Genomic DNA, 23053 nt, shown 5'->3' on the forward strand with positions numbered 1-23053 from the left:
GCGGGGCCGAGATGACCGCAGGGGCCGATGAGGATGCGCAGCGCATGCGCGCCGCGCTCAGTCTGGCGCAGCGCGGGCTGGGCCTCACGGCGCCCAATCCCACGGTCGGCTGCGTGATCGCGAAGGACGGGCGCGTGATGGGGCGCGGCGTCACGCAGCCCGGCGGCAGGCCCCATGCCGAGCAGGTCGCGCTCGCGCAGGCGCGCGCCGCCTGGGGCGCAGAGGCGCTGCGCGGCGCGACCGCTTGGGTGACGCTGGAACCCTGCGCCCACCATGGGCGCACGCCGCCCTGCGCGGACGCGCTGGCGGCCGCCGGGGTGTCGCGCGTCGTCTCCACGGTGGAGGATCCCGACCCTCGCGTGCGCGGACGCGGCTTCGCAGCGCTGCGCGCGGCGGGTCTGGAGGTGACGACCGGCGTGCTCGCCGACGAGGCGCTCGCCCTCAATGTCGGCTTCTTCACCCGTCTCGCGCTCGGCAGGCCGCATGTCACGCTCAAGCTCGCCGCCGCGCTCGACGGCCGCATCGCCACGGCCTCGGGCGAGAGCCGGTGGATCACCGGGCCCGCGGCGCGCGCGCGCACCCATCTGATGCGCGCACGGAGCGACGCGGTGCTCGTCGGCGCCGGCACGGCGCGCACCGACGACCCGATGCTCGACGTGCGCCTGCCCGGGCTGGAGGGTCGCAGGCCGCTCAGGATCGTCGCCGACGGCGGCCTGAGCCTGTCGCTCATGTCGCGCCTGGTGCGCAGCGCCGGCGAGCGCCCGCTTCTGCTGATGCACCGCGAAGGCGCGGCGCGTGAGCGTCGCGACGCCCTGCGCGCGCTCGGCGTCGAGATGCTGCCGACCGGGGATCGCAACGGCGAGCTGCTGCTCTCCGACGCGCTCGCCCGGCTCGGCGCCCGCGGCGTGACCCGCGTTCTGTGCGAAGGCGGGGGGCGCATCGCGGCCGCTCTGCTGCGCGACGACCTCGTGGACGAGATCGCGTGGTTCGCGGCCGGGGCCGTGCTGGGCGCAGACGCCGCCCCCGCGGTAGGTCGGCTCTGCGTCGAACGACTTGCGAACGCTCCGACCTTCACGCTTTCCAGCCATGAACGGCTGGGCGGGGACACGCTGTCGGTCTGGACGCGGCCGCTGCCGGGTCTGCGGTGGTCCCCGGCTTGAGACGTCCGCTCAGTTCGAGGCGACCCGCGTCGGATACCGATAGAAGATGTGATCGTCGACGCGCTTGATCCTGACCAGCCGCCGGGCCCAATCGGGCTTCACGGCAGTCGTGTGGAAGTGCGTGGCGGCCCCGACGACGACCCTCGGACGGCCGGATAGCATGAGATTCGCGATCTTGCCGGCCAGCCGCCAGGCCGCCGGCTCGCGCACGATCTCGGGCCGGCCGTCGCACATGAACGAGAACTGGCAGCTGTGCAGGCGCTTTTCGCCCTGCCGCACCACGCGGCAGATCGTGTCGGGGTAGGAAGGGCTGTCGACCCTGTTCAGCACGACCTCGGCCACCGCGACCTGACCTTCGAGCGTCTGGCCCCTAGCTTCGAAGTAGATCGCCTGGGAGAGGCAGCGCCATTCCTCGCCGCCTGCGCCAGCGTCCACGCGCTTGACGTTGTCGAGGTCGATCGCGCCCGCCACGTCGCCGAGCAGCAGCTCCGCCATCGCGTCGTCCGCCGCGTCGCGCGCCAGCGTTCGGGCGCGGGCGTCGGCGTCGTTGAAGGCGGCGAGATTCAGCGCGTCCGTCGAGAGCGCCGCCAGGGCCGGCGCCGGGTCGGGCGCGCTGAGCGGCGCCGCACCTTCAAGACGCGACGCTGCCGCGTCGAGCTGTTCGAGCGCCACCCGCTCCACGGACAGCACGTTCCGGATGTGGTCCGCCGCCTCGGATAGCGCATCCGGGGACAGCGCGTCGTGGGAAAGCGCGGCGGCCGCCGCGGCTTCTTCGGTGAGTTCCGCGTCCACCTCGCCGGTCGCGCTCGCGGCGCCGGCGAAAAGAACCAAGGTGCCGGCGCAGACGATGCGCGCCGCGATGTGTGCCCTCTTGATCGGCATGTTCGCCCTCTTGCGAGGCCGGTCGCGCCCGGCTGGCGCTTGCGCTCGGAACGCCCCCCTGCGTTCCGCCGCCCCGGCGTCTTCGATACAGTCCGGTTAATCGCGTCACCGTAATCCGTGACGCGGCCCCCAGGGTAATCCCTCCAGGGTACTCCCACAGAGCTGCAACCGTAAACATCGCTACTGTGGCGTAAATCCGACAGAAAGCGCCACAACTCCCCGCCGCCACACGCGCTGCGCGAGCAAAAAAGGTGAATGTCGAGATTCCACAGGATCTAAGCAGTCCGACAATCTCGCGAATCCTTCGCTCCCGAAACCCTCGATCAGGGCCCGTCTCAGCCATATCGTCGCCTGCCGGGCGCGCGAATCGTTAAGATCGCCCAGTTTCGCCATGCGTTCGAGCAGCGCTTCGGCGAGCGCCTCGATTCCTTCGCCAGTGCCGGCGGAGCAGGTGAGGACCGGGATGGCCGCCCCGCCCTCGCCAGCCCCGCCGTCGCCAGCCGCGAGCGAGAGCGCTCCGCGCAGGTCCGCCGCGGCGCGCTGCGCGGGCGCGCCCATGTCGGCCTTCGTCACGACGGCGAGATGCGGGATCTCGATGATGCCGGCTTTCATGTACTGCAGCGCGTCGCCGGCGCCGGGCTGGGCGCAGAACACCACCGTATCCGCCACGTCGGCGATCTCGGTCTCGGACTGGCCGACGCCGACGGTCTCCACGATCACGATGTCGAACAGCGCCCGCATCAGCACCAGCGCCGGCCATGCGGTCGTGGCCAGCCCCCCGAGCGCGGCGCGCGCCGCCATCGACCGCACGAACACGCCTGCGTCAGCGGGGTCGGTCGTCAGGCGCGTGCGGTCGCCGAGCAGCGCGCCGCCGGTCCGCCGGGAGGAGGGGTCGACGGCGATCACCGCCACACGCGCGCCCTTGGCGCGGAACTGGCGGATCAGCGCGTCTGTGAGCGTCGACTTGCCGACCCCCGGCGGGCCGGTGAGCCCGATCGCGTGCCCCTTCGCCGCGCGCCACGCCGCGTCGAGCATCGCGGCCTGCGCCGGGTCGTCGGGACGGGCCTCGCAGCGCGCGAGCGCCTGCGCCAGCGCCCGCTTGCCGCCGGCGCGCACCCGCTCCAGCGCCGCGGCGCCGGCCGCGTCGGCCTCCGCGTCGCTCATGCCGCGCCGGGCGCGCCATCGTCGCGGTCGCGCCGCGCGAGAATGCTGGCCTGCGCCGCCGCCAGCCGCGCGATCGGCGCGCGATAGGGTGAGCAGGAGACGTAGTCGAAGCCCGCCAGTTCGCAGAAACGCACCGAGGCGGGGTCGCCGCCATGCTCGCCGCAGAGCCCGAGATTGACGTTGGGCCGCCCGCGCCGGCCGCGCTCGACCGCGATCAGCAGCAGCTCGCCCACCCCCTCCACGTCGAGACTGTGGAACGGGTCTTCCGGGAACACGCCCGCCGCGAGATAGGCGCGCATGAAGCCGCCCGAATCGTCGCGGCTCAGGCCGTAGGTCATCTGGGTCAGGTCGTTGGTGCCGAAGCTCAGGAACTCGGCTCCTTCGGCGATCTCCTCGGCGCGCAGGGCGGCGCGGGGCGTCTCGACCATGCAGCCGACCTTGTAGCTGAAGCCGCGCTCGCGCTCCTCGCGCACGGCTTCCGCCACCGCCTCGATCCGCTCGCGCAGCAGCGTCATCTCGCGGTTGGTCGAGACCAGCGGGATCATGATCTCCGGCACGACCGGCGCCGAGGTCGCCTCGGCCGCCTCCACCGCCGCCTCGAAGATGGCGCGGGCCTGCATCTCGTAGATCTCCGGCACGGTCACGCCGAGGCGGCAGCCGCGCATTCCCAGCATCGGGTTGATCTCCGCCAGCTCCGCGGCGCGCGCGCGCACCTTCGCCACCGGCACGCCCATCGCCTTGGCGAGATCGGAGAGATCGCGGTCGGAGCGCGGCAGGAACTCGTGCAGCGGCGGGTCGAGCAGGCGGATCGTCACCGGAAGCCCGCGCATGATGACGAACAGCTCCACGAAATCGGCGCGCTGCCAGGGCAGCAGGCGGGCCAGCGCCGCGCGCCGCGCGTCGGGGCCGTCGGCGAGGATCATCTCGCGCATCGCGGTGATGCGCTCGGGCTCGAAGAACATGTGCTCGGTGCGGCAGAGGCCGACGCCGTCGACGTTGAAGCCGCGCGCCACACGGGCGTCGGCGGGGGTGTCGGCGTTGGCGCGCACCCCCATCCGCCGGTGCGCGTCGGCCCAGACCATCAGCGTGGCGAAGGCGCCGGAGAACTCCGGCTGCACCATGGGCGCGGCGCCGGCCAGCGCCTCGCCGGCGCCGCCGTCCACGGTGATCACGTCGCCCTCGCGGAAGCTGCGCCCGCCTGCGCTCAGCACGCCCGCCTCGGGGTCGAGCTTCATGTCGCCGACGCCGACGACGCAGGGCGCGCCCAGCCCCCGCGCCACCACCGCCGCATGGCTGGTCATGCCGCCGCGCGCGGTGATGACGCCGGCGGCGACATGCATGCCGCGGATGTCCTCCGGCCCCGTCTCCATCCGCACCAGGATCGCCGGCTCGCCGCGCGCGGCGAACACCTCTGCGGCGTCGGCGCTGAAGGCGACCGGGCCGGCGGCGGCGCCGGGCGAGGCGGCGAGGCCGCGCCCGATCACCTCGCGCGGGGCGGCGGGGTCAACCGTCGGGTGCAGGTGCTCGATCAGGAGCCGCGGGTCGATGCGCAGCAGCGCGGCGGCCCGCGTGAGCCGACCCTCCTCGGCGAGATCGACGGCGATGCGCACCGCCGCCCGCGCGCCGCGCGGCAGCGTGACGGCGTCGAGCAGCGAGACCGCGCCGTTCTCCAGCGTGAACTCCACGCGCACGGCGTCGGCCATTGCGGCCTCCGCCCCGCGCACGGCCTCCGCCAGCGCAGCCAGCGCGCCGGGCTCGGCGCTCTCCAGCGTGTCGGCGCCGTGGCCGGTCAGCGGCGTCGGCTGGCGCAGGCCGAGGGCGGCGTCCTCGCCCTGGCCCTGCGCGAGCCACCGGCCCGAGAGCAGCGGCGCGCCGGTGCGGGCGCAGCGGCTGTCGGCGGAGCCGGCGCCGCAGAGCCCCGGCCCGATGCCGAGCGCCATCGCCTCCACGACGAAGCCGAGGCCCGCCTCCGGGTCGTCGCCGCGCGCCATGCGCAGCATCCGCGCGCGAGGACTGGCCCAGCCGCGCGCGCTGGCGGCGAGCGCGAGGTCGAGCTGCTCGCGCGGGGTGGCGGGGAAGGGGGCGCCGGTCTCCTCCAGCACCACGGCTTCGAGCGCGGCGATCTGGCGGGCGAGCTCGGCGGCGCGGTCGCCGGAGGGGGCGGCGCCGGAGGGGGGGGCGCCGGCCAGCGCCTCGGCGGGCGTCTGCGACAGCGCCTGCTCCAGCGCGTCGACGTCCACCCCCAGCGCGACCGGCGCGAAGCTGAGGATCAGCCGCAGCCGCAGCTCCCGCGCCGCTGACAGCCCGACGCGCCGCGCGACGCCGGCCTCGGTCATCGCGCAGACGCCGATGTTGAGGATCGCCGCGGCGCCCGAGGCGCCTTCGCCGGCGGAGGCCCGCACCGACAGCAGCAGCGGGTCGGTCGCGTCGCCGAGCCTCCGCCCGCGCGCCTCCTCCAGCCGCGCCAGCGCGACGTCGAGCGCCGGGCCGAGCGCGCCGGCCCCCTGCGAAGCGATGCGGGCGCCGTCGGCGGTGGAGATGGCGAAGCCCGGCGGCATCGGCAGACCCGCCTTCGAGAGCCGCGCCAGCCGCGCCGCCTTCGCGCCGTAGCGCGCGGCGTCGGCGGCGTCGATGAGGTCCACGATGTCGCTGCGCGATGTCATATGACTGTCTAACGCGCAATTAACGGGTTAGGAAAGCGGCAATGATGCGCTGCGGCGCCGCCCCCTTCCGGACGGGGGCGGCGCGGCGGGGCAGGGCGAAGACGGGAGGCCGGGCGGCGCCGGCCGGCTCTCAGCCTTCGAGCTTCGAGAAATCCGCCGCGCGGCCCATCGCGTCGCGGATGCGCGCGAGCAGGCACAGGCGGTTTCGGCGCAGGATGGGGTTCTCGGCGTTGACCACGACATCCTCGAAGAAGGCGTCGATGGGCGCGCGCAGGCCGGCGAGCGCGGCCATTGCTTTGGTGAAGTCCTCCTGAGCCAGCGCGGCGTCCACCGCCGGCTCGGCGGCGTCGAGCGAGGCGAAGAGCGCCTTCTCCGCCTCGGCCTCGGCGAATTTCGGGTCGGGTTCCAGCGAATACTCCACCCCGTCCTTCTTCTCCTCCGCCGCGAGGATGTTCGCCGCCCGCCGATACCCCGCCAGCAGGTTCGCGCCGTCCTCCGTGCCCAGCAGCGCCTGCAGCGCCTCGACCCGGGCCACCAGCGGCACGAGATCGTCGGCCCCCTCGGTGAAGCAGGCGTCGATCACGTCGTGGCGGATGCCCTTGTCGCGGAGGTGGACGCGCAGGCGATCATGGAAAAAATCTAAAATGCTCCTTCTGATATCTGATGGTGCTTTGATCTTTTGGTGAACCACATCATCATAAGCGATTGTAAAAATCGATTCTTTAAAGTTTCGAAATATGCACGCCTCACCACTTTCAAGTATTTGTGAGATTTCGGGGTCGAGATTATTTTCATCGTCAAAAAAGTCTATAGCAAGCTTAAAATGTGTTCCGTCTATTTCTGCGTCAGAAATATGAAGCAGGCGCTTGTTATTCGCAAGTTGTAAAAAAATTATGCTCAGTGATATTTCAATGTAATGTGATAGAGATATTTTGTGGCTTGTGTCGGAGATATTACGAATGATACCCAGCGCCGCCCGCCTCAGCGCGAACGGGTCCTTGCTCCCCGTGGGCTTCTCATCAATCGCCCAGAAACCCGTCAGCATGTCGAGCTTGTCGGCCAGCGCGACCGCCACGCTCACCGGCGCCGTGGGAACCGCGTCCGACGGCCCCACCGGCGCATAATGCTCGGCGCAGGCCGCCGCCACCTCGGGCGCCTCGCCGGCGGCTTCGGCGTAGTAGCGGCCCATGACGCCCTGAAGCTCGGGGAACTCGCCGACCATGGCGGAGGCGAGGTCCGCCTTGGCGAGGCGGGCGGCGCGCTCGGCCATGTCGGGGTCGGCGCCCACCTTCGGCGCGATCTCGCGGGCGAGCGCGGCGATGCGCTCGATGCGGTCGAACTGGCTGCCGAGCTTGTTGTGGAAGGTGACGGCGCGCAGCTTTTCCGCCATCGCCTTCAGCGGCGTCCGCCGGTCGTTCTCCCAGAAGAACGCCGCGTCCGACAGGCGCGCGGTCAGCACGCGGCGGTTGCCCGCGAGAAGCGCCGCGCCGCCGTCCTGCGCCGCGATGTTGGCCACGGTGACGAATTTCTCGATGCGCCCCGTGTCGGGGTTGCGCACCGAGAAGAATTTCTGGTGCGTCTTCATCGAGGTGCGCAGCACTTCGGGCGGCAGGCTCAAAAACTGCTCGCCGATCTCGCCCATCACGCAGACCGGCCATTCCACGAGGCCGGCGACCTCCGCCAGCAGCCCGGCGTCCTCGACCAGCTCCAGACCCTGCGCGAAGGCCAGCGTGCGCGCGTCCGCCTCGATGCGGCGGGCGCGCTCGGCGCCGTCGAGCACGACATGCGCCGCCTCCAGCTTCAGCGCGTAGTCGTCGAAGCCGGTGACGCGGATCGGCCCCGGCGCGTGGAAGCGATGGCCGAAGGTGACGTCGCCGGCGGCGACGCCGTCGATCTCGAAGGGGACGATCTCGGCGCCGGCCTCGTCGCTCAGCAGGCACAGGATCGAGTGCAGCGGCCGCACCCAGCGCAGGGCGCCCGCGCCCCAGCGCATCGACTTCGGCCACGGGAAGTCCCGCACCACGGCGGTGACGACTTCGGCGATCACCTCCGGCGCGGGGCGGCCCGGCTGGTCGATCACGGCGAAGAGCACGGCGCCCTTCTTGTCGGCGCGCTCCTCAAGCTGGTTGCGCGCAAGCCCGATGGAGCGCAGAAAACCCTCGATAGCCTTCTCCGGCGCGTCGGCGCGCGGCCCTTTGCGCTCCTCGCGGCGCGGCGTGGTCGCCTTCGGCAGGCCGCGGATGTCGAGCGTCAGGCGTCGCGGCCCGGCGAAGGCGCTGGCGCCCTCGTAGATCAGCCCGGCCTCCACCAGCCCGTCGGTGACGCGCTTCTTCAGATCATCCGCCGCCTTCGCCTGCATGCGCGCGGGGATCTCCTCGGAGAAAAGCTCAAGCAGCAGGTCGGCCATGGCGGGCTCCGGATAAGGCTGACGCGGGGCAAAGCCCATGGCGGCGGGAAGGTCAAGGGCCGCGCGCGACGCTGCGGGCCGGGCGCCCTCAGCGCCCCGGCGCGGGGTCGTCCAGCGGGCCGAACACCGACCAGCCGGTGCGCGCCGCCAGCATCGCCATCGCCTTGGAGCCGATCAGCGAATTGCCCTTCGCGTTCAGCCCCGGCGACCAGACCGCGAGCGAGGCGACGCCGGGAACCACGCCGAGGATGCCGCCGCCGACGCCGCTCTTGCCGGGGATCCCCACCGAGAAGGCGAACTCGCCCGAGGCGTCGTAGTGCCCGCAGGTCAGCATCAGCGCGTTGATGCGCCGCGCGCGCTGCGGCGTGATCACCGGGTCGCAGCCGCCGGTTCGGCCCGCGGCGGCAAGGTAGCGGCCCGCCGCCGCAAGCTGCCGGCAACTCATCGCGATGGCGCAGCAGTGGAAATAGACCTGCAGCACCTGCTCGACGGGGTGGCGCAGATTGCCCTCGGCGGCCATGAAGTTGGCGAGCGCGCGGTTGCGCATGCCCGTGCGCGCCTCCGACGCCGCCACCCGCGCGTCGCAGCCGACGCCCTCATCGCCGCAGAGCCGGCGCACCAGCGTCAGCACGTCGAGGATCGCCGCCTCCGGCGTGCGGTCGGCCAGCAGCACGTCCGCGACCACGATGGCGCCGGCGTTGATGAACGGGTTGCGCGGCACGCCGCGCTCGTGTTCGAGTTGCACGATTGAGTTGAACGGGTCGCCGGAGGGCTCGCGCCCGACCCGCCGCCACAGCGCGTCCCCCGCGCGCTCCAGCGCGAGCGTCAGCATGAAGACCTTGCAGACCGACTGGATGGAGAAGCGGACGTCCGCGTCGCCGGCCGCCGCCGGCGGTCGCGCGGCGTCGACCGGCGCGACGGCGACGCCGAAGCGCGAGGGGTCGACCCCGGCGAGCTCCGGGATGTAGCTCGCCGGCGCGCCGCGCTCGGTCTCGCGCGCCATGGCGGCGGCGACGGCGTCGAGCGTCGCCTGAAAGCGGCTCACTCCACCACTTCGCGCCACTGGAACGCGCGCCCGTCGGGATAGACCGCGACGATGCGGCGGAAGCCCTGCGGCTCCCGCCCCGCCTCCACAGCCCGCGCTCGGCCGGCTTCGAGATCGGCCCCGAGCGCTGCGGCGTCGTAGCAGTCGAACCACTTCGGCGCGACGAGCGGCGCAGGGTCCGCCGCTTCGGGCGCGCCTTCGAGCGCCGCGGGATCAATGGTGAAGCAGCCGCGCAGCTTCAGCGGCGAGCTGTCGCCCGCCAGCCCGCGATAGTCGGAGACGGGCGTGTCGTTCTCGCCGACCAGCACCGACGTCCTGCCGTCGTCGCGCTCGTACCAGGCGTATACCTGCGCATACCAGAGCGCGGCCCCGAAGAGCGCGGCGAACGCCAGCAGAGCGATCATCAATGTTCTGCCCGACATCGGTCCTCGCGCAAAGCTTGCAGCTCGCGTTGCATACGAGGCTGCGGACCCGCGTGCAACGCGGGCCGTCGACTCGCCGCGGCCGGGTCTGGCGCTCGCCGCGCCGGCTTAGTTGGTGGAGGTCGATGCCGACCGCCGCCGAACCCGAGAAAAAATGGCGCCGGCAAACAATCTACGGCATGCCCTGCCGTCGCGCGGCGTCCCTCCAGGCGCTCAGACGTTCGACCGCTTCGAGCTGATCGACGGTGCGAAGCGTGGCGCTGCCGAAAAAACGGGCGTAAAGATGCTGAGTGGCGGCGAATACGTCCTCGGCCGTCAGCGTGTTGCGCCGCCGTGCGCAGGACATGCGGTCCTCGGTGAAGCCCCATCCGGCATAGTAGCCTAGGCCGTAGGTGACCACCTTGCAGCCGCGCAGAGCCGCCTCGAGCCCGGCGTTCGACGTGCACACGACGACGGTCGGCCGCGCCGCGCAAAGCAGCGCCAGCGAGGCGGCGCCGGGCGCGGTCACGACCTGTGGCATCTCGCGGGCGATCGCGGCCAGTTCCGCCTCGTTTGCGCCATTGAAGGGATGCGGCTTGTAGACCACGCGTCGGCCGGGATATTCATGCGCCGCGGCGGCGACCATTTCGACGTTGCCGTCCACCGCCGAGGGGCTGGCCAGCCACGCCATGTCGCCAGCGACCTGCCCAAGCACGACCACGTCGTCAGGCCCGATCACGCCCGACCAAGAACCGCAGATCTGGGCGTACTTCTGGATCTCGCCGCGCCGGGCTCGCGCGACCAGCGCCGCGGCCCGCGGGTCCTCGGTCCATGCGCCGGACTGGTAGGCGTTCAGCACCGCCTCAAGCTCCGTAGGGCGCCCGCCGTCGAAGTACGAGGCCAGCGCGTCCGCGAGGTAACCTTTCACCGGGCGCGTCGGCTCCCACCCAGACAGCATCAGGGACGCCTCAAGCCGCACCACGCGCAGGCCAATCACCGCCGCGTCCTCGATGCCCATCTCCCGCTCGGCGTATCCCTAGACATACAGCGCGAGCCGGTCGCGGCGCGCCGTGCGAAGGATAGCTGTAATCAGTCGTCCTGCGAGCCGCGGCAGCCAGCGGGCGCCATGTCGCCGGACCTTCCAGACGCGCAATCGGAACACGGAGGCGCCCGGCGCGGCGTGCCGCAGCACGGCTGCGCGGTCGCGGCCCACGGCGAGACCCAGGGCTACCGGGCGCGCATGCGACAAAGCCGAGGCCATCGAGACCTTCACAATCAGCGTGACGAGATTGAGCCCGTCGCGCGCGACGGCGGCGAGCGCTGCGGGGGTCACGCGCGATCGTCGCGCTTGACACTCTTCACGCCGCCGCCCCGCCCTGCTCGGTCGTGAGATAGAGGTCGGCGCAGCCCTTCGCGAGCGCGCGCACGCGGGCGATGTAGGCCTGCCGCTCGGTCGGCGAGATCACCCCCCGCGCGTCTAGCAGGTTGAAGAGGTGGCTCGCCTTGATCGTCTGGTCGTAGGCGGGGTGGGCCATCGGGTTGGGGCGGTTCCCGGTCGCGGGATCGCCGGGCTCGGCTTCGAGGATGCGGCGGCACTCCGCCTCGGCGTCCTCGAAATGGCGCAGCAGCGCCTCGGTGTCGGCGACGTCGAAGTTCCAGCGGCTGTACTCGCGCTCTGTCTGCCGGAACACGTCGCCGTAAATCAGCGGTATGGGCGCGTCGGGGCTGTTGAACGGCATGTCCATGACGTGTTCGACGCCGAGGACGTACATGGCGAGCCGCTCCAGCCCGTAGGTGAGTTCACCCGAGACCGGCCGGCAGTCATGCCCGCCGACCTGCTGGAAATAGGTGAACTGGCTCACCTCCATGCCGTCGCACCAGACCTCCCAGCCGAGCCCCCAGGCGCCGAGCGTCGGGCTCTCCCAGTCGTCCTCGACGAACCGCACGTCATGGGTCAGCGGGTCGAGGCCGATGGCTTTGAGACTGCCGAGGTAGAGGTCCTGTAGATCGGGCGGGCTCGGTTTGATGATGACCTGGAACTGGTAATAGTGCTGGAGGCGGTTCGGGTTCTCGCCGTAGCGCCCGTCGGTCGGGCGGCGCGAGGGCTGGACATAGGCCGCCGCCCAGGGGCGCGGTCCGAGCGCGCGCAGGGTGGTGGCGGGGTGGAACGTGCCGGCGCCCACCTCCATGTCATAGGGCTGGAGCACGGCGCAGCCCTGCCCCGCCCAGTAGGTCTGGAGCCGCAGGATGACGTCCTGAAAGCATCGCGGGGCGGTCTCGGCGGTCATCGGAAATGCCTTCTTCAGCGCGCGCATTGCCTAGCGCCGCGGCCCGAGCCGGTCAACGCGCGGGCTGGCGCATGATGGGGCGCGTCAGCCGTCCCCGGCCTCACTCCAGCGCGAAGACCATCTCGACGCTGGCGCTGATCGTGAGCGTTCCCGGCGCCACCGGCGCGCTGTCGAAGGCCTCGGCGCGCATCATCGGGCGTGGGCCGCCGCCCTCGTAGCCGAGGCTCACGGAGAGCGGCGCGCCGAGCGCGACGCCGGCGGCGTCGGCCAGCAGCCGCGCCGCCGCCATCGCGTCCTCCACGGCCGCCCGGCGCGCCGCGTCGCGCGCCGGGCGCGGGTCGGAAAGGTCGAAGCGGACGCCCTCGAACACGTTCGCCCCGCCCGCGGCTGCGGCGTCGAGCAGCGCGCCGACGCCATCGAGGGCGCGCAGCGTCACGGTCATGGTCTGGCGGGCCGCATAGCCGGTGATCGACGGCCCCTCGGCGCCCTGGTCGCGCGCGTAGCGCGGGGCGAGCTGCAGGTCGTCGCTGCGGAGATCCGCCTCGGCGACGCCGGCCGCGCCAAGCGCGTCCAGCAGGCCGCGCATCCCCGCAGAGGCGACCGCCCAGGCCCGCGCCGCCGTCTCGGCCTCGGCGCTGACGCCGAGCCTCGCCTCGGCGATGTCCGGCGACGCGGCGACGGCGCCGGACCCCGTCACGCGCAGGGTCCGCGCGCCAGTCTCCTGCGCCGTCGCCGTCGCCGTCGCCGTCGCCGACGCCGCCAGCGCCAGCGTCGCCAGCGCCGCGAGCCCGCCCGTGAACATCCGTGTCAGCGCCATCCGCGTCTCCTTTTCCCCGCCGCTCGGCTCTTGGCCGCTTGTCTTGCGGGAGGTAGTCTTGAACTTGGACGAAGTGGTTGGGAAGAGCGCGATGGCGCGTCGGGGCGGGATGGGCGGCGAGGCCGTGGGGCTGGTTCTGTCCTTCTCCACGGACGGTGTGCGCCTTTTGGGCCGCGAGGCCGGCGGCGCATGGGGCGAGCTCGGCCTTGCGCGCACGGCGGACCCAGGCTTCGGTGCGGCGGCGCGCGCGTTCGGCGCGGCGGCGGCCAGCTTCGCGCCGGGGACGGCGGTCGATGTCGCTCTGCCCCCCGAACACGGTGTCACGCTGTCGCTGGCTGCCGATGCGGGCGAGGGCGAAGCCGTCGCGGCCCTGTCGAAGGCGCTCGGCGCGCGCGCGAAGCACGCCGTCTGGGCGCTGGGCGCGGCGACGCCGGGCGCGCCGCGGCTTCTTTCGGCCGCGGACGCCGAGACCGTGCGCGAGGCGCGGGTCTATGCCGAGAGTTGGGGCCTCGCGCCGGCGACGATATCCTCCAGCGGCGCCGACGGCCTGCCGCACGGCCCTGCGCTCTGGCGCTCCAGAGACCCCGCCGCAGACCCGACCGCATACCGCGCCGCGCCCGCGCGTCCGGCTGAACGGGCTGACCCGGCTGAACGGGCGGCCCCGGCTGAACGGGCGGCCCCGGTGCGGGATGCGGCGAGGCGGCGCGCCCCCGTTCCTGCGCGGTGGCTGGCCGGTCTGCTGGCCGCAGGCGTCCTCGCCTGCGGCGTCGCGGCCTTCGCGGCGTTCGCGCCGCCCGATCGCGGCAGCGGGCGCGCGCCCGAAGGTTCGGGGCCGACGCTGGCGACGGCGCCGCCGGCCCCCTTCGCCGGGGTCCGCCCCGCGCTCCACGACGCGCCGCCCCGCATCGCCGCGGTCGCCGCCGCGCCCTTCGCCGGCGCCTTCGCGCCGGAGCGGCCGGCGGCGCAGGCGCCGTCGCAGTCGCCGCCCCGGCCGGAGACCGAGGCGACGACATCGCGCGTCCTGCTCCTGCTGGCCGACACCCGCCTGCCGTCGGCTGCGGCTTTCGCGTGGCGGGCGCCGCTTCCGACCGGGCTGGAGCGTCCGCCCTTCGTGCTGATCAACGCGCCGCTTCAGGCGCCGCCGCCGAGCTTCCGGCCGGAGCCGCCACAGGCGAGCGAGGCGCCCCAACCCGCGCCTCAACCGGCGCCGCTCGCCCGGCCCGCAGACGGCGTTCCGGACGTCGCCGGCGAGCCGGTCGCCGACGCCCCGGCCCCTCAACCGGAGTCGGTCGCGGTCTCCCCGGCCGTCGAACAGGTCGACGCCGTTTTCCCGCCGCCCGGGCAGGAAGCCGCCGCCGAGGCCGGAGCGCTCCCCGCCCCTGCGCCGGCTGGAGATGGGCCGCGTCAGGGGGGCGAACCCGAGGCCGAGCAGGCGCCTGGAAACGCCGCGGCTGAGGCGCGCGCCGCACCGCTCGGGCCCGCGCCAACACCTCGCCCCGCGGCGCTCGCCGCGGAGGCGGAGGCGACGATTGCGCGCGCTGAAGCGTCGGCGCGCGCGCCGAAGCCGACGAAGCGCCCGGCCCTCGCCGCGCGACCGCGCGCATCGACGACGGCGCAGGGGGCGCGACCGCCGTCCTCCGTCGGCCGCTCGGTGAGTTCCGCGGCCACGATCCGCAACGGGCTTCCGGCGTCCGGCCCCAACCTGATCGGGGTGTTCGGCGCGCCGAACGGCCGGCGCGCCATCATCCGCGACGGCTCCGGCGCGCTGCGCCGCGTGGCTGCGGGCGACAGGGTGGATGGCTGGGTGGTGGGGGCCATCACCGAGGAAAGCGTGCGCCTGCGCTCCGGCTCGACGACGAGCACCCTCCGCCTGCCGGGGCGCTGACGCCCCCCGCCGAGCACCGCGCCGGCTGCGGTCAGGCCGCGCCGGCGCGGCCGGCCCGCCACGCGGCCCAGGCCTCCGGCGTGTCGAGATCGACCGCCGCCGCCTCGCCGGGCGTCGCTACGAGTTCGACCAGATCGGCGTGCTCGGCGAGCACGGCGCGCGCGCCGGCGTCGCCTTCGAGCCGCCCCAGCGTCTCGAAGAAGCGCCTGCCGAAGAGCACGGGATGCCCCGGCGCGCCGGAGGCGGTGGCGGCGCGACAGATGGCGCGGCCCTCCTCGGGGTCGAAGGCGGCGATCAGACGGTCGACATGGGCGGGGCCGATCTCCGGCATGTCGGCCAGCGCCAGCAGCACGGCGTCCGCCTCGGCGGGAGCGGCGGCGAGTCCCGCGCGGATCGAGGCGGCCATCCCCTCCGCGGCGAGCGGGTTCTCCACCACGCGCACGCCGAGGCCCTCGAGCGCCGCGCGCCGGGCGGCGTCTGCGGGACCGACCACGGCGATCACCATGTCGGCGCGGCTGTCGAGCAGCGCGCGCGCGGCGCGGACGATCTGCGGCGCGCCGTCGATCTCCTCCATAAGCTTGTCGCGCCCCGCCATCCGCCGCGAGGCGCCCGCGGCCAGCAGCAGCGCCGCCACCAGCGGCCGGCGCGGCGCGGTGGCGCCGCCGGCGCGCGGCGCGGGGCGGGAGGGGATCTCCTTGAGCAGACCGCCGACGCCCATCGCCGCGATGTCCGCAGCCGTCACGGGAAGGCGCGCGACCAGCCGCTCCAGCACCCAGTCCGCGCCGTTTAGCTTCGGCGACCGGGCGCAGCCCGGCAGCCCGAGGACCGGTCGCCCGCCGATGTCGCCGAGAAAGAGCAGGTTTCCAGGATCGACCGGCATCCCGAAGCGCGCCAGCGCGCCGCCGGCCGCGACGACCGCCGCCGGCCCCACGTCGAGCCGGTCGGAGGTGGCAGAGGCCGTCAGCACGAGCGTGAAGTCGCCGTCCGCCCCGGCGAGCGCCGCGGCCAGCGCCCCGGTCTCGTGGGCGACCTCGACCTCGCGCACTGCGGTCACGCCGAGCCCCGCCAACCGGGCGCGCACCGCGTCGGCGCCCTTGGTCAGGAGCGCGGGCTTCATGCCGGGCGTGACGGTCAGCGCCAGCGTCGCGCTGCGCAGGGCGAAGGGATGGGCGGCCAGCGCGGCTCTCCCGGCCTGCCGGGCGCGCGACGCCAGCGCCGCGCAGACCGCCTCCACGGCGGCTCTCGGCGCGCCATAGGGGATGATCTTCACCGTCGCCGCCATCTGGCGCGGCGCGACGCGGGCGAAGTCGGGCAGCGTGGCCACGGTCACCGCCTCGTCCACGGCGTTCGCCGCGGCGATCGCCTCGTCGTCGACGCGCAGCACCGCGGCCTCGGCGGCGAAGAGGTTGGCGCGGCCGGTGAAGGGCGCCGAGAGATCGAGATGCGGCCCGGCCAGCGCCCGCGCGACCTGCGCCGCGGCGGCGTCCTCGTCGATGTCGTCGGGTTCGAGCCGCGCCACCGTCACGCGCGCCAGACCGGCCTGCGCCAGCGCCGCGACATCCGCCGCGGAAAGCCTGCGCCCTTTCTTCAGCTTGCCCGCCGGCAGCGCGAGCGAATGGGCCAGGACCGCGCCCTCGGCCTCGGCCGGCGGAACCGCGCCGAACTTCACGCCGCCCGCGCCGCCGCGCCTTGGGCGGGCCTCCTCAGCGACGCGGTGATCTCCGACAACACGGACAGCGCGATCTCGGCGGGGGATTTCGCGCCGATGTCGAGGCCCACCGGCGCATGGATGCGCCCGATCTCGGCCTCGGAGAACCCCGCCTCCGCCAGCCGCGCGACGCGCTTGGCGTGGGTGCGCGGCGAGCCGAGGCAGCCGAGATAGAAGATGTCCGAGCGCAGGCAGGCGCGGATCGCGGGGTCGTCGAGCTTGGGGTCGTGGGTCAGCGTCACCACGGCGGTGCGCGCGTCGAGCCCGTGGGCCTCCAGCGCCGCGTCGGGCCATTCGCGCACGATCGTCTCGCCGGGGAAGCGCGCCTCGGCGGCGAAGGCCTCGCGTGGGTCGATCAGCGTCGCGTCATAGCCGACCTCGCGCGCCATCCGCATCAGGGGCTGCGCGATGTGCACCGCGCCGACCACCGCCAGCCGCAACGGCGGGTTGTGGACGCCGATGAACCAGTTTCCGTCCTCGATGGGCGCGAAGCCCGAGCGGTCGGTGCGGAAGGCGTCGCGCACCGCCTGGCCAATGGGCGTGCCGGCGGCGCCGTCGAGCAGCACCCTGTCCCAGCTCTCCACATTCACGACATAGGCCGCGGCGCGCCGCGCGGCGCGGCGGGCGCAGAGGTCGGCGATCAACTCGCGCAGCGGGCCCCGGCCGACGCCGACGGGCTCCACCAGCACGCGGATCTCGCCGCCGCAGGCCAGCCCGACGGCGAAGGCCTCCTCATCGGCCACGCCGAAGCTGAGCAGGCGCGGAACGCCGTCCTCCAGCGCCTCCAGCGCCTCGGCGACGACGGCGCCCTCGACGCAGCCGCCCGACACCGAGCCGGCGATCTCGGCCTCGCTCGATACGGCGAGCTGGCTGCCGACCGGGCGCGGCGCCGAGCCCCAGGTCTGGATGACGGTCGCGAGCGCGGCGCCCTTGCCGGCGTCCAGCCACGCGAGAGCGGTCTCCGGGATCAGGTCGTGGGCGGCTTCGGTCATGCGTGCTCCTCCGCAGCACATGGTAGTGTCTCGACGCGCCCGGCGCCATGTCCGCGCGGCGAGATGTCCTTCGCTGCGCCCTTCGCAGCGATGGAGCCGGCGGCGGGAGACGCGCCTCAGCCCTCCAGCCGCCAAAGCTCGGGATAGAGGGCGACGACGCCGTGCTCATCCACCCGCAGGCGGGCCGTGTAGCCGTTGTCGGGCGAATCGTAGCGGTAGACGTCCTCCGCCTCGCGCGCATAGCGCTGACGCAGCGGCTTCAGCCGCCAGTCGCGCGGGTCGAGCCACGCCGCGACGCCGCCGCCCGCCGCGCCCACAGCCAGCCCCATCCGGCGGAGGGCGACGGTGTTGGTCGCCGGGGTGAAGCCGAGATCGACGTCCAGCGCGTCGGGCGGCGCATCGGTCGCGGCGCCGTCGACGGTCCAGCCCTCCGGTCCGCGGGCGATCTCGAAGCGGAGGTCGCGCCCGCCGACCCAGCCTTCGACCAGCGCGGCGCGTGAGCCGCCGTCGCGGTCGCATGTCACGCAATAGGCCATGCGCGCGTTCTCGCCGTTCTCGCGCCACACCGCGACGCCCTCCAGCACGAGGTCGTCGGGGCCGGCGCTGATGCGGCAGGCGTCCGCGCCCGGCGCGTCGAGCCGCCGCCACAGGACGGTGCGCTCAGCCCTCATCGAGCATCCGCATCAGCCGCGCCTTCTCGCCGACGTCGTCGGGCCGGGTCAGCGCCGAGGCCAGGGCGGCGATGCTGTCGATGCTGTGCGCCGCGCGAAAACTGTCCACGTTCGGCAGCAGCGCCCGCACCCCGCCCGCGCGCGGCGCGAAGCCGTCCCAGCGCAGCAGCGGGTTGAGCCAGATCAGCTTGCGGCAGGACAGGCGCAGCCGCTCCGCCTCCCTGGCGAGGATGGCGGGGTCCTCCCGGTCCAGCCCGTCGGTGATCAGCAGCACGACGGCGCCCTGGCCCAGCACCCGGCGCGACCAGTCGCGGTTGAAGGCGTGCAGGCAGGCCCCGATGCGCGTGCCGCCCTCCCAGTCCTGCGCCTCGCGTCCGGCGCGCTTCAGCGCCTCGTCGGCGTCGCGGCGGTGCAGGTGGCGCGTGACGTTGGTGAGCCGCGTGCCGAAGGTGAAGCTGTGGACATGCGCCCAGCCGGCCCCCTTCGCGTTGGAGGCGCCATGCAGGAAGTGCAGCAGCATCCGGCTGTAGGTCGCCATCGAGCCGGAGATGTCGCAGAGCGCCACGAGCGAGGGCCAGCGCTGGCGGCGCTCGCGCCGGGCGAGGTCGCGGATCTCGCCGTGGCGCATGGCCGCGCGCACCGTGCCGCGCCAGTCGGCGATGCGCCCGCGCGCGCTGGCGCGGGTGCGGCGCGACGCGATCGGCTGCACGGGCAGGGCGATGCGGGCGATCGCCAGCCGCGCCGCCTGCGCCTCGTCGGCGCTCATCTGGTCGAAGTCGCGCGCGCGCAGCCGCTCTTCGCCCGAGAAGGCTAGGGTGGCGTCGATCTCGATCTCCTCGCCATCCTCCGGCGGCGGGGGCGGCGGCTTGCGCGCGCCCTGCATCAGCGCCTCCATGGCGCGCATCTCGCCGGCCTGCTTCTCGCGGTCGCGCGGCGGCGCGCGCATCTGCGGCATCAGCGAGGCCATCATGCGCTCGATGAAGGCGGGGTCGCGCCAGAACAGGCCGAAGGTCGCGGCGAACACGGCGCGGTGCTCGGGGCGGGAGACGAAGCAGGCGGCGAGCGTGTGATAGAAGTCCTCGCGGCTGTCGAAGCCGGCCGCCTCGACGGCGCGGATCGCCTCGGTCACGCGGCCCGGACCCACCGGCAGCCCCGCGGCGCGCAGGGCGCGGGCGAAGTGGACGATATTCTCGCCCAGCCGGCCGTTCTTGGGGATCGCAATTTCGGCCATCGGCTTCTCCGCCCGCTGAGGCTCGGAGTCTTGGTCGCGCCGACGTTGCGGCGCAAGGGCCGGGCAGGTCAGGCCGCGATGGCGGCCGCGCCCCGGTTCATCGCCGCAGCGAGCGCCGGGCGCGCCCGCACGCGGCCGAGATAGGCGCCGACGCTGCCGCCCGGCAGATCGAACTTCGCGCTCTCGGCCCAGCCGGCGCAGTGGCCGAGCAGCAGGTCGGGCACCGTGAAGGCGTCGCCGGTGACGAAGGGCGCGTCGCCCAGACGGCGCTCCAGCGTCTCCATCGCGCGGGCGAACTCGGCGCGGCAGGTCTCCTTCACCGCGGGCACGCGCAGGGCCTCCGGCAGCGCGAAGCTGTGCTTGCCCGCGGTCCACAGCGCGCCCTCGATCTCGTCGACGCAGAACTGGGTGAAACTGTCCTGACGCGCGCGCGCCAGCGTTCCGGCGGGCGCGGTCAGCGCGCCGGCGCGATCCGCCAGATACTGCACGATCGCGACCGAATCGGTTATCGCCTCGCCATCCACGACCAGCACCGGGATCTTCCCAGCGTCATTCACCGCGAAGGCTGTTTCGGAGCGGGGCAGGGCGGGGTCGTAGTCGCAGCTCTCGCCGAGTTCCTCAAGCATCCAGAGCACGCGCATGGCGCGAGATCGCGGATGACCGACAAGTCTGAGCATCGTCCGCGCCGGATTGGGAGATTCGCTCTACGGTGGGCGTCAGCGACGCTCGCGCGACTTGACCCTTACGGGGATCGGCTGAGGCGCGGGCGACGGCAGAAGGTCATCGAGAAACTCGGCGAGGGCCTCGAGGATCTTTTTCACAACGCAGCTCCCTTCCCACGGACAGCATCTGACAAGCGTCCACCCGACATGTTACTTAGTCCTTAAGCCCGCATGAGCAAGCAGCGCTGGCCGAAACGATACCCGGTCGCGGCTCTGCGTCAACTGCGACGGATCGGCGACGGCCTCAGCTCAGCCGCGCGCAGGCGAGGCCGTCGTCGCGGAACAGGTGGCAGAGCGCGCCGTCGAGCCCGAGCACCGCCTGTCCGCCCTCGCGCGCCTGCGCGTCGCCGGGGGCGCGGGCGATCATCCGCTGGCCGTCCGGCAGAACGACATGCATGAGATGGCTCTCGCCCAGCTGCTCCACCACGTCGACCTTGCCCTCGACTCCGACGCCGCCGTTCGCCGCGCCCATGTGCTCGGGCCTGATCCCCAGAGTGACCGGCTCACCCTCGACGACCCCCTCCGCCGAGACCCGTGCGGTCACTTCGCCGCCGCCGGGAAGGGCGCAGCGCACGCCGTCCGGTCCCGTTCCCGTCGCACGGGTCTTGATGAAATTCATCTGGGGCGAGCCGATGAAACCCGCGACGAACAGGTTGCGGGGGTGATGGTAGAGCCTCAGCGGCGCGCCGACCTGCTCCACCTCGCCAGCGCGCAGCACCACGATCTTGTCGGCCAGCGTCATCGCCTCGACCTGATCATGCGTGACGTAGATCATGGTCGCCGCCATGTCCTGGTGCAGCTTGGCGATCTCGATGCGGGTCTGCACCCTCAGCGCCGCGTCGAGGTTGGAGAGCGGCTCGTCGAACAGGAACACCTTGGGGTCGCGAACGATGGCGCGGCCGATCGCGACGCGCTGGCGCTGGCCGCCCGACAGGTCCTTTGGCAGCCGGTCGAGCAGGGGCGTGAGTTCGAGGATGCCCGCGGCCTTCTCCACCGCCTGCTTCACCGCGTCGTCGCCGCCGCCGGCGAGCCGCAGCCCGAAGGCGATGTTCTCGAACACCGTCATGTGCGGGTAGAGCGCATAGCTCTGGAAAACCATCGAGATGCCACGCTTCGCCGGCGGCAGGGCGTTCACGCGCTTGCCGTCGATCAGCAAATCGCCGCTCGTGATGTCCTCCAGCCCGGCGATGAGACGCAGCAGGGTGGACTTGCCGCAGCCCGAGGGGCCGACGAACACGACGAACTCGCGGTCGCGGATCTCGAGGTTCACGCCGTGGATCGTCTCGACCTTGCCGAAGGATTTTCGGACGTTCTTCAGCAGAACCTCGGCCATCACTCACTCCCCGTCGTTCTGTTTATTGGTATGCCGCGAAGAAGGCGTCGAAGGGGCCGAGCCGCGCTCCGGCCCCCTCCATCGCGCCGCCGAAGCCGTGCCCGCCGAGCGGGCTCATCGGCCCGAAGCCGCCGGTGTCGAAGCTCGCCGCGCCCGCGCCCAGGTTGAAGACGCAGAGCAGGCTGCTCCCGTCATGCCGGCGGCTGAACGCGACCACCGGCTCCGGCGCGTCGTGGAAGGCGATGTCGCCCTTGAGCAGCGCGGGCTGCCCGCGCCGCCATTTCAGGAAGGCCCGCACGCGATTGAGCGGCGAGACCGGGTCGCGGTGCTGGAGGTCCACGGCGCGGTCGAGATGGTCCGGCGGCATCGGCAGCCAGGGCTGGCCGTCGGAGAAGCCGCCATGGGCCGCCGACGCCGACCATGGCATCGGCGTGCGGCAGCCGTCGCGGCCCTTGAAGTCGGGCCAGAAGCGGATGCCGTAGGGGTCCTGCAGCAGCTCGAAGGGCACCACGGCTTCGGTCAGCGCCAGCTCCTCGCCCTGATAGAGGCAGGGCGAGCCGCGCAAGGACGTCAGCAGCGCGGTCAGCATCGGCCCGGCGCGGCGCGGGTCCTGCGAGAGGCGCCATCGGCTCAGCACGCGCATGTTGTCATGGTTGGAGAACGCCCAGGACGGCCAGTTGTCCGGCTGCCGCGCCATGCCTTCGGAGACGCGCCGGACATGCGCGGCCGAGTAGCTGTCGTTGAGGTAGTCGAAGCTGTAGGCCATGTGCAGCCGGCCGGGCGCGGTGTAGTCCTCCAGCGCCTTGTACATGTTGGTGACGGCGCCGACCTCGCCGACGCTCGCCGTCCCGGGGTAGCGGTCCATCAGCGCGCGCAGCCGCTCCATGAAGCCGAGATTCTCGGGCCGGTTGATGTTGTAGAGCGGCTGCTGCATCGAATACGGGTTCTGCTCGGGAATGCCGTTGACCGACATGCCCGGCGCGATGGGCGGATTGTTCCGCAGCTCGGCGTCGTGGAAGTACATGTTGGCGGTGTCGAGGCGGAAGCCGTCGACGCCGCGCTCCAGCCAGAACCGCGCGACGTCGAGCATCGCCTCCTGGACGTCGGGATTGTGGAAGTTCAGGTCGGGCTGGCTGGTGAGGAAGTTGTGCAGGTAGTACTGCCGCCGGCGCGACTCCCATTCCCACGCCGAGCCGCCGAAGATGCTCAGCCAGTTGGTCGGCGGCGTGCCGTCGGGCTCAGGGTCCGCCCATACGTACCAGTCATGGCGCGCGTTGCGCCGGTCGATCCGGCTCTCCTGGAACCACGGGTGCTTGTCGGAGGTGTGCGACAGCACGAGGTCGAGCATCACGCGGACGCCGCGGCGGTGGGCGCCGTCGAGCAGGGCGTCGAAATCCTCCAGCGTGCCGAACATCGGGTCGACATCGCGATAGTCGGCGACATCGTAGCCGAAATCCTTCATCGGCGAGGTGAAGAACGGCGAGATCCAGATCGCGTCGACGCCTAGGCTGGCGATGTAGTCGAGCCGCGCGGCGACGCCAGCGAGGTCGCCGACGCCGTCGCCGTTCATGTCGAGGAAGCTGCGCGGGTAGATCTGGTAGATGACGCCGCCGCGCCACCAGTCGGGGTCTCCGCCGAGCTGGCGCGGGGCGTTCGCGTCCGCAGGCGCGGGAGGCACGAACAT

Annotated in this window: 19 protein-coding genes; 2 read left to right on the forward strand and 17 right to left on the reverse strand. The window is 73.0% G+C overall.

All coding sequences use genetic code 11. From position 1 onward, the window contains the following. Positions 1 to 11 precede the first annotated feature (11 nt). The gene (gene ribD / locus BLW43_RS02875) at positions 12 to 1160 is read left to right on the forward strand and encodes a bifunctional diaminohydroxyphosphoribosylaminopyrimidine deaminase/5-amino-6-(5-phosphoribosylamino)uracil reductase RibD (protein ID WP_342741586.1); all 1149 of its coding nucleotides are present in this window, start codon (positions 12 to 14) and stop codon (positions 1158 to 1160) included. A gap of 9 nt (positions 1161 to 1169) precedes the next feature. Here ribD and BLW43_RS24225 read toward each other — a convergent pair whose 3' ends face one another. From BLW43_RS24225 to BLW43_RS02925, 10 genes are all read right to left on the reverse strand, one after another. After that, positions 1170 to 2042 (reverse strand): cell wall hydrolase, encoded by an 873-nt coding sequence (locus BLW43_RS24225; RefSeq protein ID WP_245730901.1) that lies wholly within the window; start codon positions 2040 to 2042, stop codon positions 1170 to 1172. A 180-nt stretch (positions 2043 to 2222) separates the two neighbouring features. Next, a complete protein-coding gene (locus BLW43_RS02885; protein WP_093248246.1) occupies positions 2223 to 3206 on the reverse strand; it encodes an ArgK/MeaB family GTPase in 984 nt (327 codons plus the stop codon). After that, positions 3203 to 5869: a pyruvate, phosphate dikinase gene (ppdK, locus tag BLW43_RS02890; RefSeq protein WP_093248248.1), complete on the reverse strand. Its 2667-nt coding sequence runs from the start codon at positions 5867 to 5869 to the stop codon at positions 3203 to 3205. Before ppdK ends, BLW43_RS02885 begins: the two co-directional genes overlap by 4 nt. A gap of 130 nt (positions 5870 to 5999) precedes the next feature. Then, positions 6000 to 8276: a glycine--tRNA ligase subunit beta gene (glyS, locus tag BLW43_RS02895; protein ID WP_093248250.1), complete on the reverse strand. Its 2277-nt coding sequence runs from the start codon at positions 8274 to 8276 to the stop codon at positions 6000 to 6002. Between the two features lie 88 nt (positions 8277 to 8364). Continuing rightward, positions 8365 to 9321: a glutaminase gene (locus tag BLW43_RS02900; RefSeq protein ID WP_245730902.1), complete on the reverse strand. Its 957-nt coding sequence runs from the start codon at positions 9319 to 9321 to the stop codon at positions 8365 to 8367. Further along, on the reverse strand, positions 9318 to 9725 hold the full coding sequence (locus BLW43_RS24230) for a DUF6446 family protein (protein WP_093248252.1): 408 nt from the start codon (positions 9723 to 9725) through the stop codon (positions 9318 to 9320). The genes BLW43_RS02900 and BLW43_RS24230 overlap by 4 nt, the downstream gene beginning before the upstream one ends. Positions 9726 to 9915: 190 nt before the next feature. After that, positions 9916 to 10740, reverse strand: a complete 825-nt coding sequence (locus tag BLW43_RS02910; protein ID WP_093248253.1) for a capsular polysaccharide export protein, LipB/KpsS family — start codon at positions 10738 to 10740, stop codon at positions 9916 to 9918. Between the two features lie 18 nt (positions 10741 to 10758). Further along, a complete protein-coding gene (locus tag BLW43_RS02915; RefSeq protein WP_093248255.1) occupies positions 10759 to 11055 on the reverse strand; it encodes a hypothetical protein in 297 nt (98 codons plus the stop codon). Between the two features lie 25 nt (positions 11056 to 11080). After that, positions 11081 to 12010 carry a glycine--tRNA ligase subunit alpha gene (locus BLW43_RS02920; RefSeq protein ID WP_093249857.1) on the reverse strand — a complete coding sequence of 310 codons (930 nt, stop codon included), beginning with the start codon at positions 12008 to 12010 and terminating at the stop codon, positions 11081 to 11083. Between the two features lie 100 nt (positions 12011 to 12110). Then, on the reverse strand, positions 12111 to 12827 hold the full coding sequence (locus BLW43_RS02925; protein WP_093248257.1) for an SIMPL domain-containing protein: 717 nt from the start codon (positions 12825 to 12827) through the stop codon (positions 12111 to 12113). Between the two features lie 91 nt (positions 12828 to 12918). On the opposite strand from BLW43_RS02925, the gene BLW43_RS23355 reads away from it, so the two are divergent. Beyond that, entirely contained in the window at positions 12919 to 14712 is a 1794-nt protein-coding gene (locus BLW43_RS23355) for a hypothetical protein (RefSeq protein WP_175478730.1), read from the forward strand. A 31-nt stretch (positions 14713 to 14743) separates the two neighbouring features. Here BLW43_RS23355 and BLW43_RS24650 read toward each other — a convergent pair whose 3' ends face one another. From BLW43_RS24650 to BLW43_RS02960, 7 genes are all read right to left on the reverse strand, one after another. Then, the gene (locus tag BLW43_RS24650) at positions 14744 to 16381 is read right to left on the reverse strand and encodes an NTP transferase domain-containing protein (RefSeq protein ID WP_093248264.1); all 1638 of its coding nucleotides are present in this window, start codon (positions 16379 to 16381) and stop codon (positions 14744 to 14746) included. After that, entirely contained in the window at positions 16378 to 17412 is a 1035-nt protein-coding gene (locus BLW43_RS02935; protein WP_093248266.1) for an XdhC family protein, read from the reverse strand. Before BLW43_RS02935 ends, BLW43_RS24650 begins: the two co-directional genes overlap by 4 nt. Positions 17413 to 17528: 116 nt before the next feature. Beyond that, complete coding sequence (locus BLW43_RS02940; RefSeq protein ID WP_093248268.1) at positions 17529 to 18083, reverse strand: putative glycolipid-binding domain-containing protein; 555 nt, start codon at positions 18081 to 18083, stop codon at positions 17529 to 17531. Further along, positions 18073 to 19314, reverse strand: a complete 1242-nt coding sequence (locus BLW43_RS02945) for a vWA domain-containing protein (protein WP_093248269.1) — start codon at positions 19312 to 19314, stop codon at positions 18073 to 18075. The genes BLW43_RS02940 and BLW43_RS02945 overlap by 11 nt, the downstream gene beginning before the upstream one ends. Positions 19315 to 19382: 68 nt before the next feature. Further along, positions 19383 to 19991, reverse strand: coding sequence for a glutathione S-transferase family protein (locus BLW43_RS02950; protein WP_093248271.1), 609 nt, complete (start codon positions 19989 to 19991; stop codon positions 19383 to 19385). Between the two features lie 289 nt (positions 19992 to 20280). Further along, positions 20281 to 21369, reverse strand: coding sequence for an ABC transporter ATP-binding protein (locus BLW43_RS02955; protein ID WP_093248273.1), 1089 nt, complete (start codon positions 21367 to 21369; stop codon positions 20281 to 20283). A gap of 22 nt (positions 21370 to 21391) precedes the next feature. Beyond that, positions 21392 to 23053: an alpha-glucosidase gene (locus BLW43_RS02960; protein WP_093248275.1), complete on the reverse strand. Its 1662-nt coding sequence runs from the start codon at positions 23051 to 23053 to the stop codon at positions 21392 to 21394.

The organism is Rubrimonas cliftonensis, from assembly GCF_900107585.1.
Taxonomy (GTDB): Bacteria; Pseudomonadota; Alphaproteobacteria; order Rhodobacterales; family Rhodobacteraceae; genus Rubrimonas; species Rubrimonas cliftonensis.

Coding starts and splice junctions, on each gene's coding strand:
- glyS (WP_093248250.1), bottom strand. CDS start 8,276: ATGGCCGACCTGCTGCTTGAGCTTTTCTCCGAGGAGATCCCCGCGCGC.
- BLW43_RS23355 (WP_175478730.1), top strand. CDS start 12,919: ATGGCGCGTCGGGGCGGGATGGGCGGCGAGGCCGTGGGGCTGGTTCTG.
- BLW43_RS02920 (WP_093249857.1), bottom strand. CDS start 12,010: ATGACCGCCGAGACCGCCCCGCGATGCTTTCAGGACGTCATCCTGCGG.
- BLW43_RS02955 (WP_093248273.1), bottom strand. CDS start 21,369: ATGGCCGAGGTTCTGCTGAAGAACGTCCGAAAATCCTTCGGCAAGGTC.
- BLW43_RS02960 (WP_093248275.1), bottom strand. CDS start 23,053: ATGTTCGTGCCTCCCGCGCCTGCGGACGCGAACGCCCCGCGCCAGCTC.
- ribD (WP_342741586.1), top strand. CDS start 12: ATGACCGCAGGGGCCGATGAGGATGCGCAGCGCATGCGCGCCGCGCTC.
- BLW43_RS02935 (WP_093248266.1), bottom strand. CDS start 17,412: ATGACCGAAGCCGCCCACGACCTGATCCCGGAGACCGCTCTCGCGTGG.
- BLW43_RS24230 (WP_093248252.1), bottom strand. CDS start 9,725: ATGATCGCTCTGCTGGCGTTCGCCGCGCTCTTCGGGGCCGCGCTCTGG.
- BLW43_RS02925 (WP_093248257.1), bottom strand. CDS start 12,827: ATGGCGCTGACACGGATGTTCACGGGCGGGCTCGCGGCGCTGGCGACG.
- BLW43_RS02945 (WP_093248269.1), bottom strand. CDS start 19,314: ATGGCCGAAATTGCGATCCCCAAGAACGGCCGGCTGGGCGAGAATATC.
- BLW43_RS24225 (WP_245730901.1), bottom strand. CDS start 2,042: ATGCCGATCAAGAGGGCACACATCGCGGCGCGCATCGTCTGCGCCGGC.
- BLW43_RS02910 (WP_093248253.1), bottom strand. CDS start 10,740: ATGGGCATCGAGGACGCGGCGGTGATTGGCCTGCGCGTGGTGCGGCTT.
- BLW43_RS02940 (WP_093248268.1), bottom strand. CDS start 18,083: ATGAGGGCTGAGCGCACCGTCCTGTGGCGGCGGCTCGACGCGCCGGGC.
- BLW43_RS02885 (WP_093248246.1), bottom strand. CDS start 3,206: ATGAGCGACGCGGAGGCCGACGCGGCCGGCGCCGCGGCGCTGGAGCGG.
- BLW43_RS02950 (WP_093248271.1), bottom strand. CDS start 19,991: ATGCTCAGACTTGTCGGTCATCCGCGATCTCGCGCCATGCGCGTGCTC.
- ppdK (WP_093248248.1), bottom strand. CDS start 5,869: ATGACATCGCGCAGCGACATCGTGGACCTCATCGACGCCGCCGACGCC.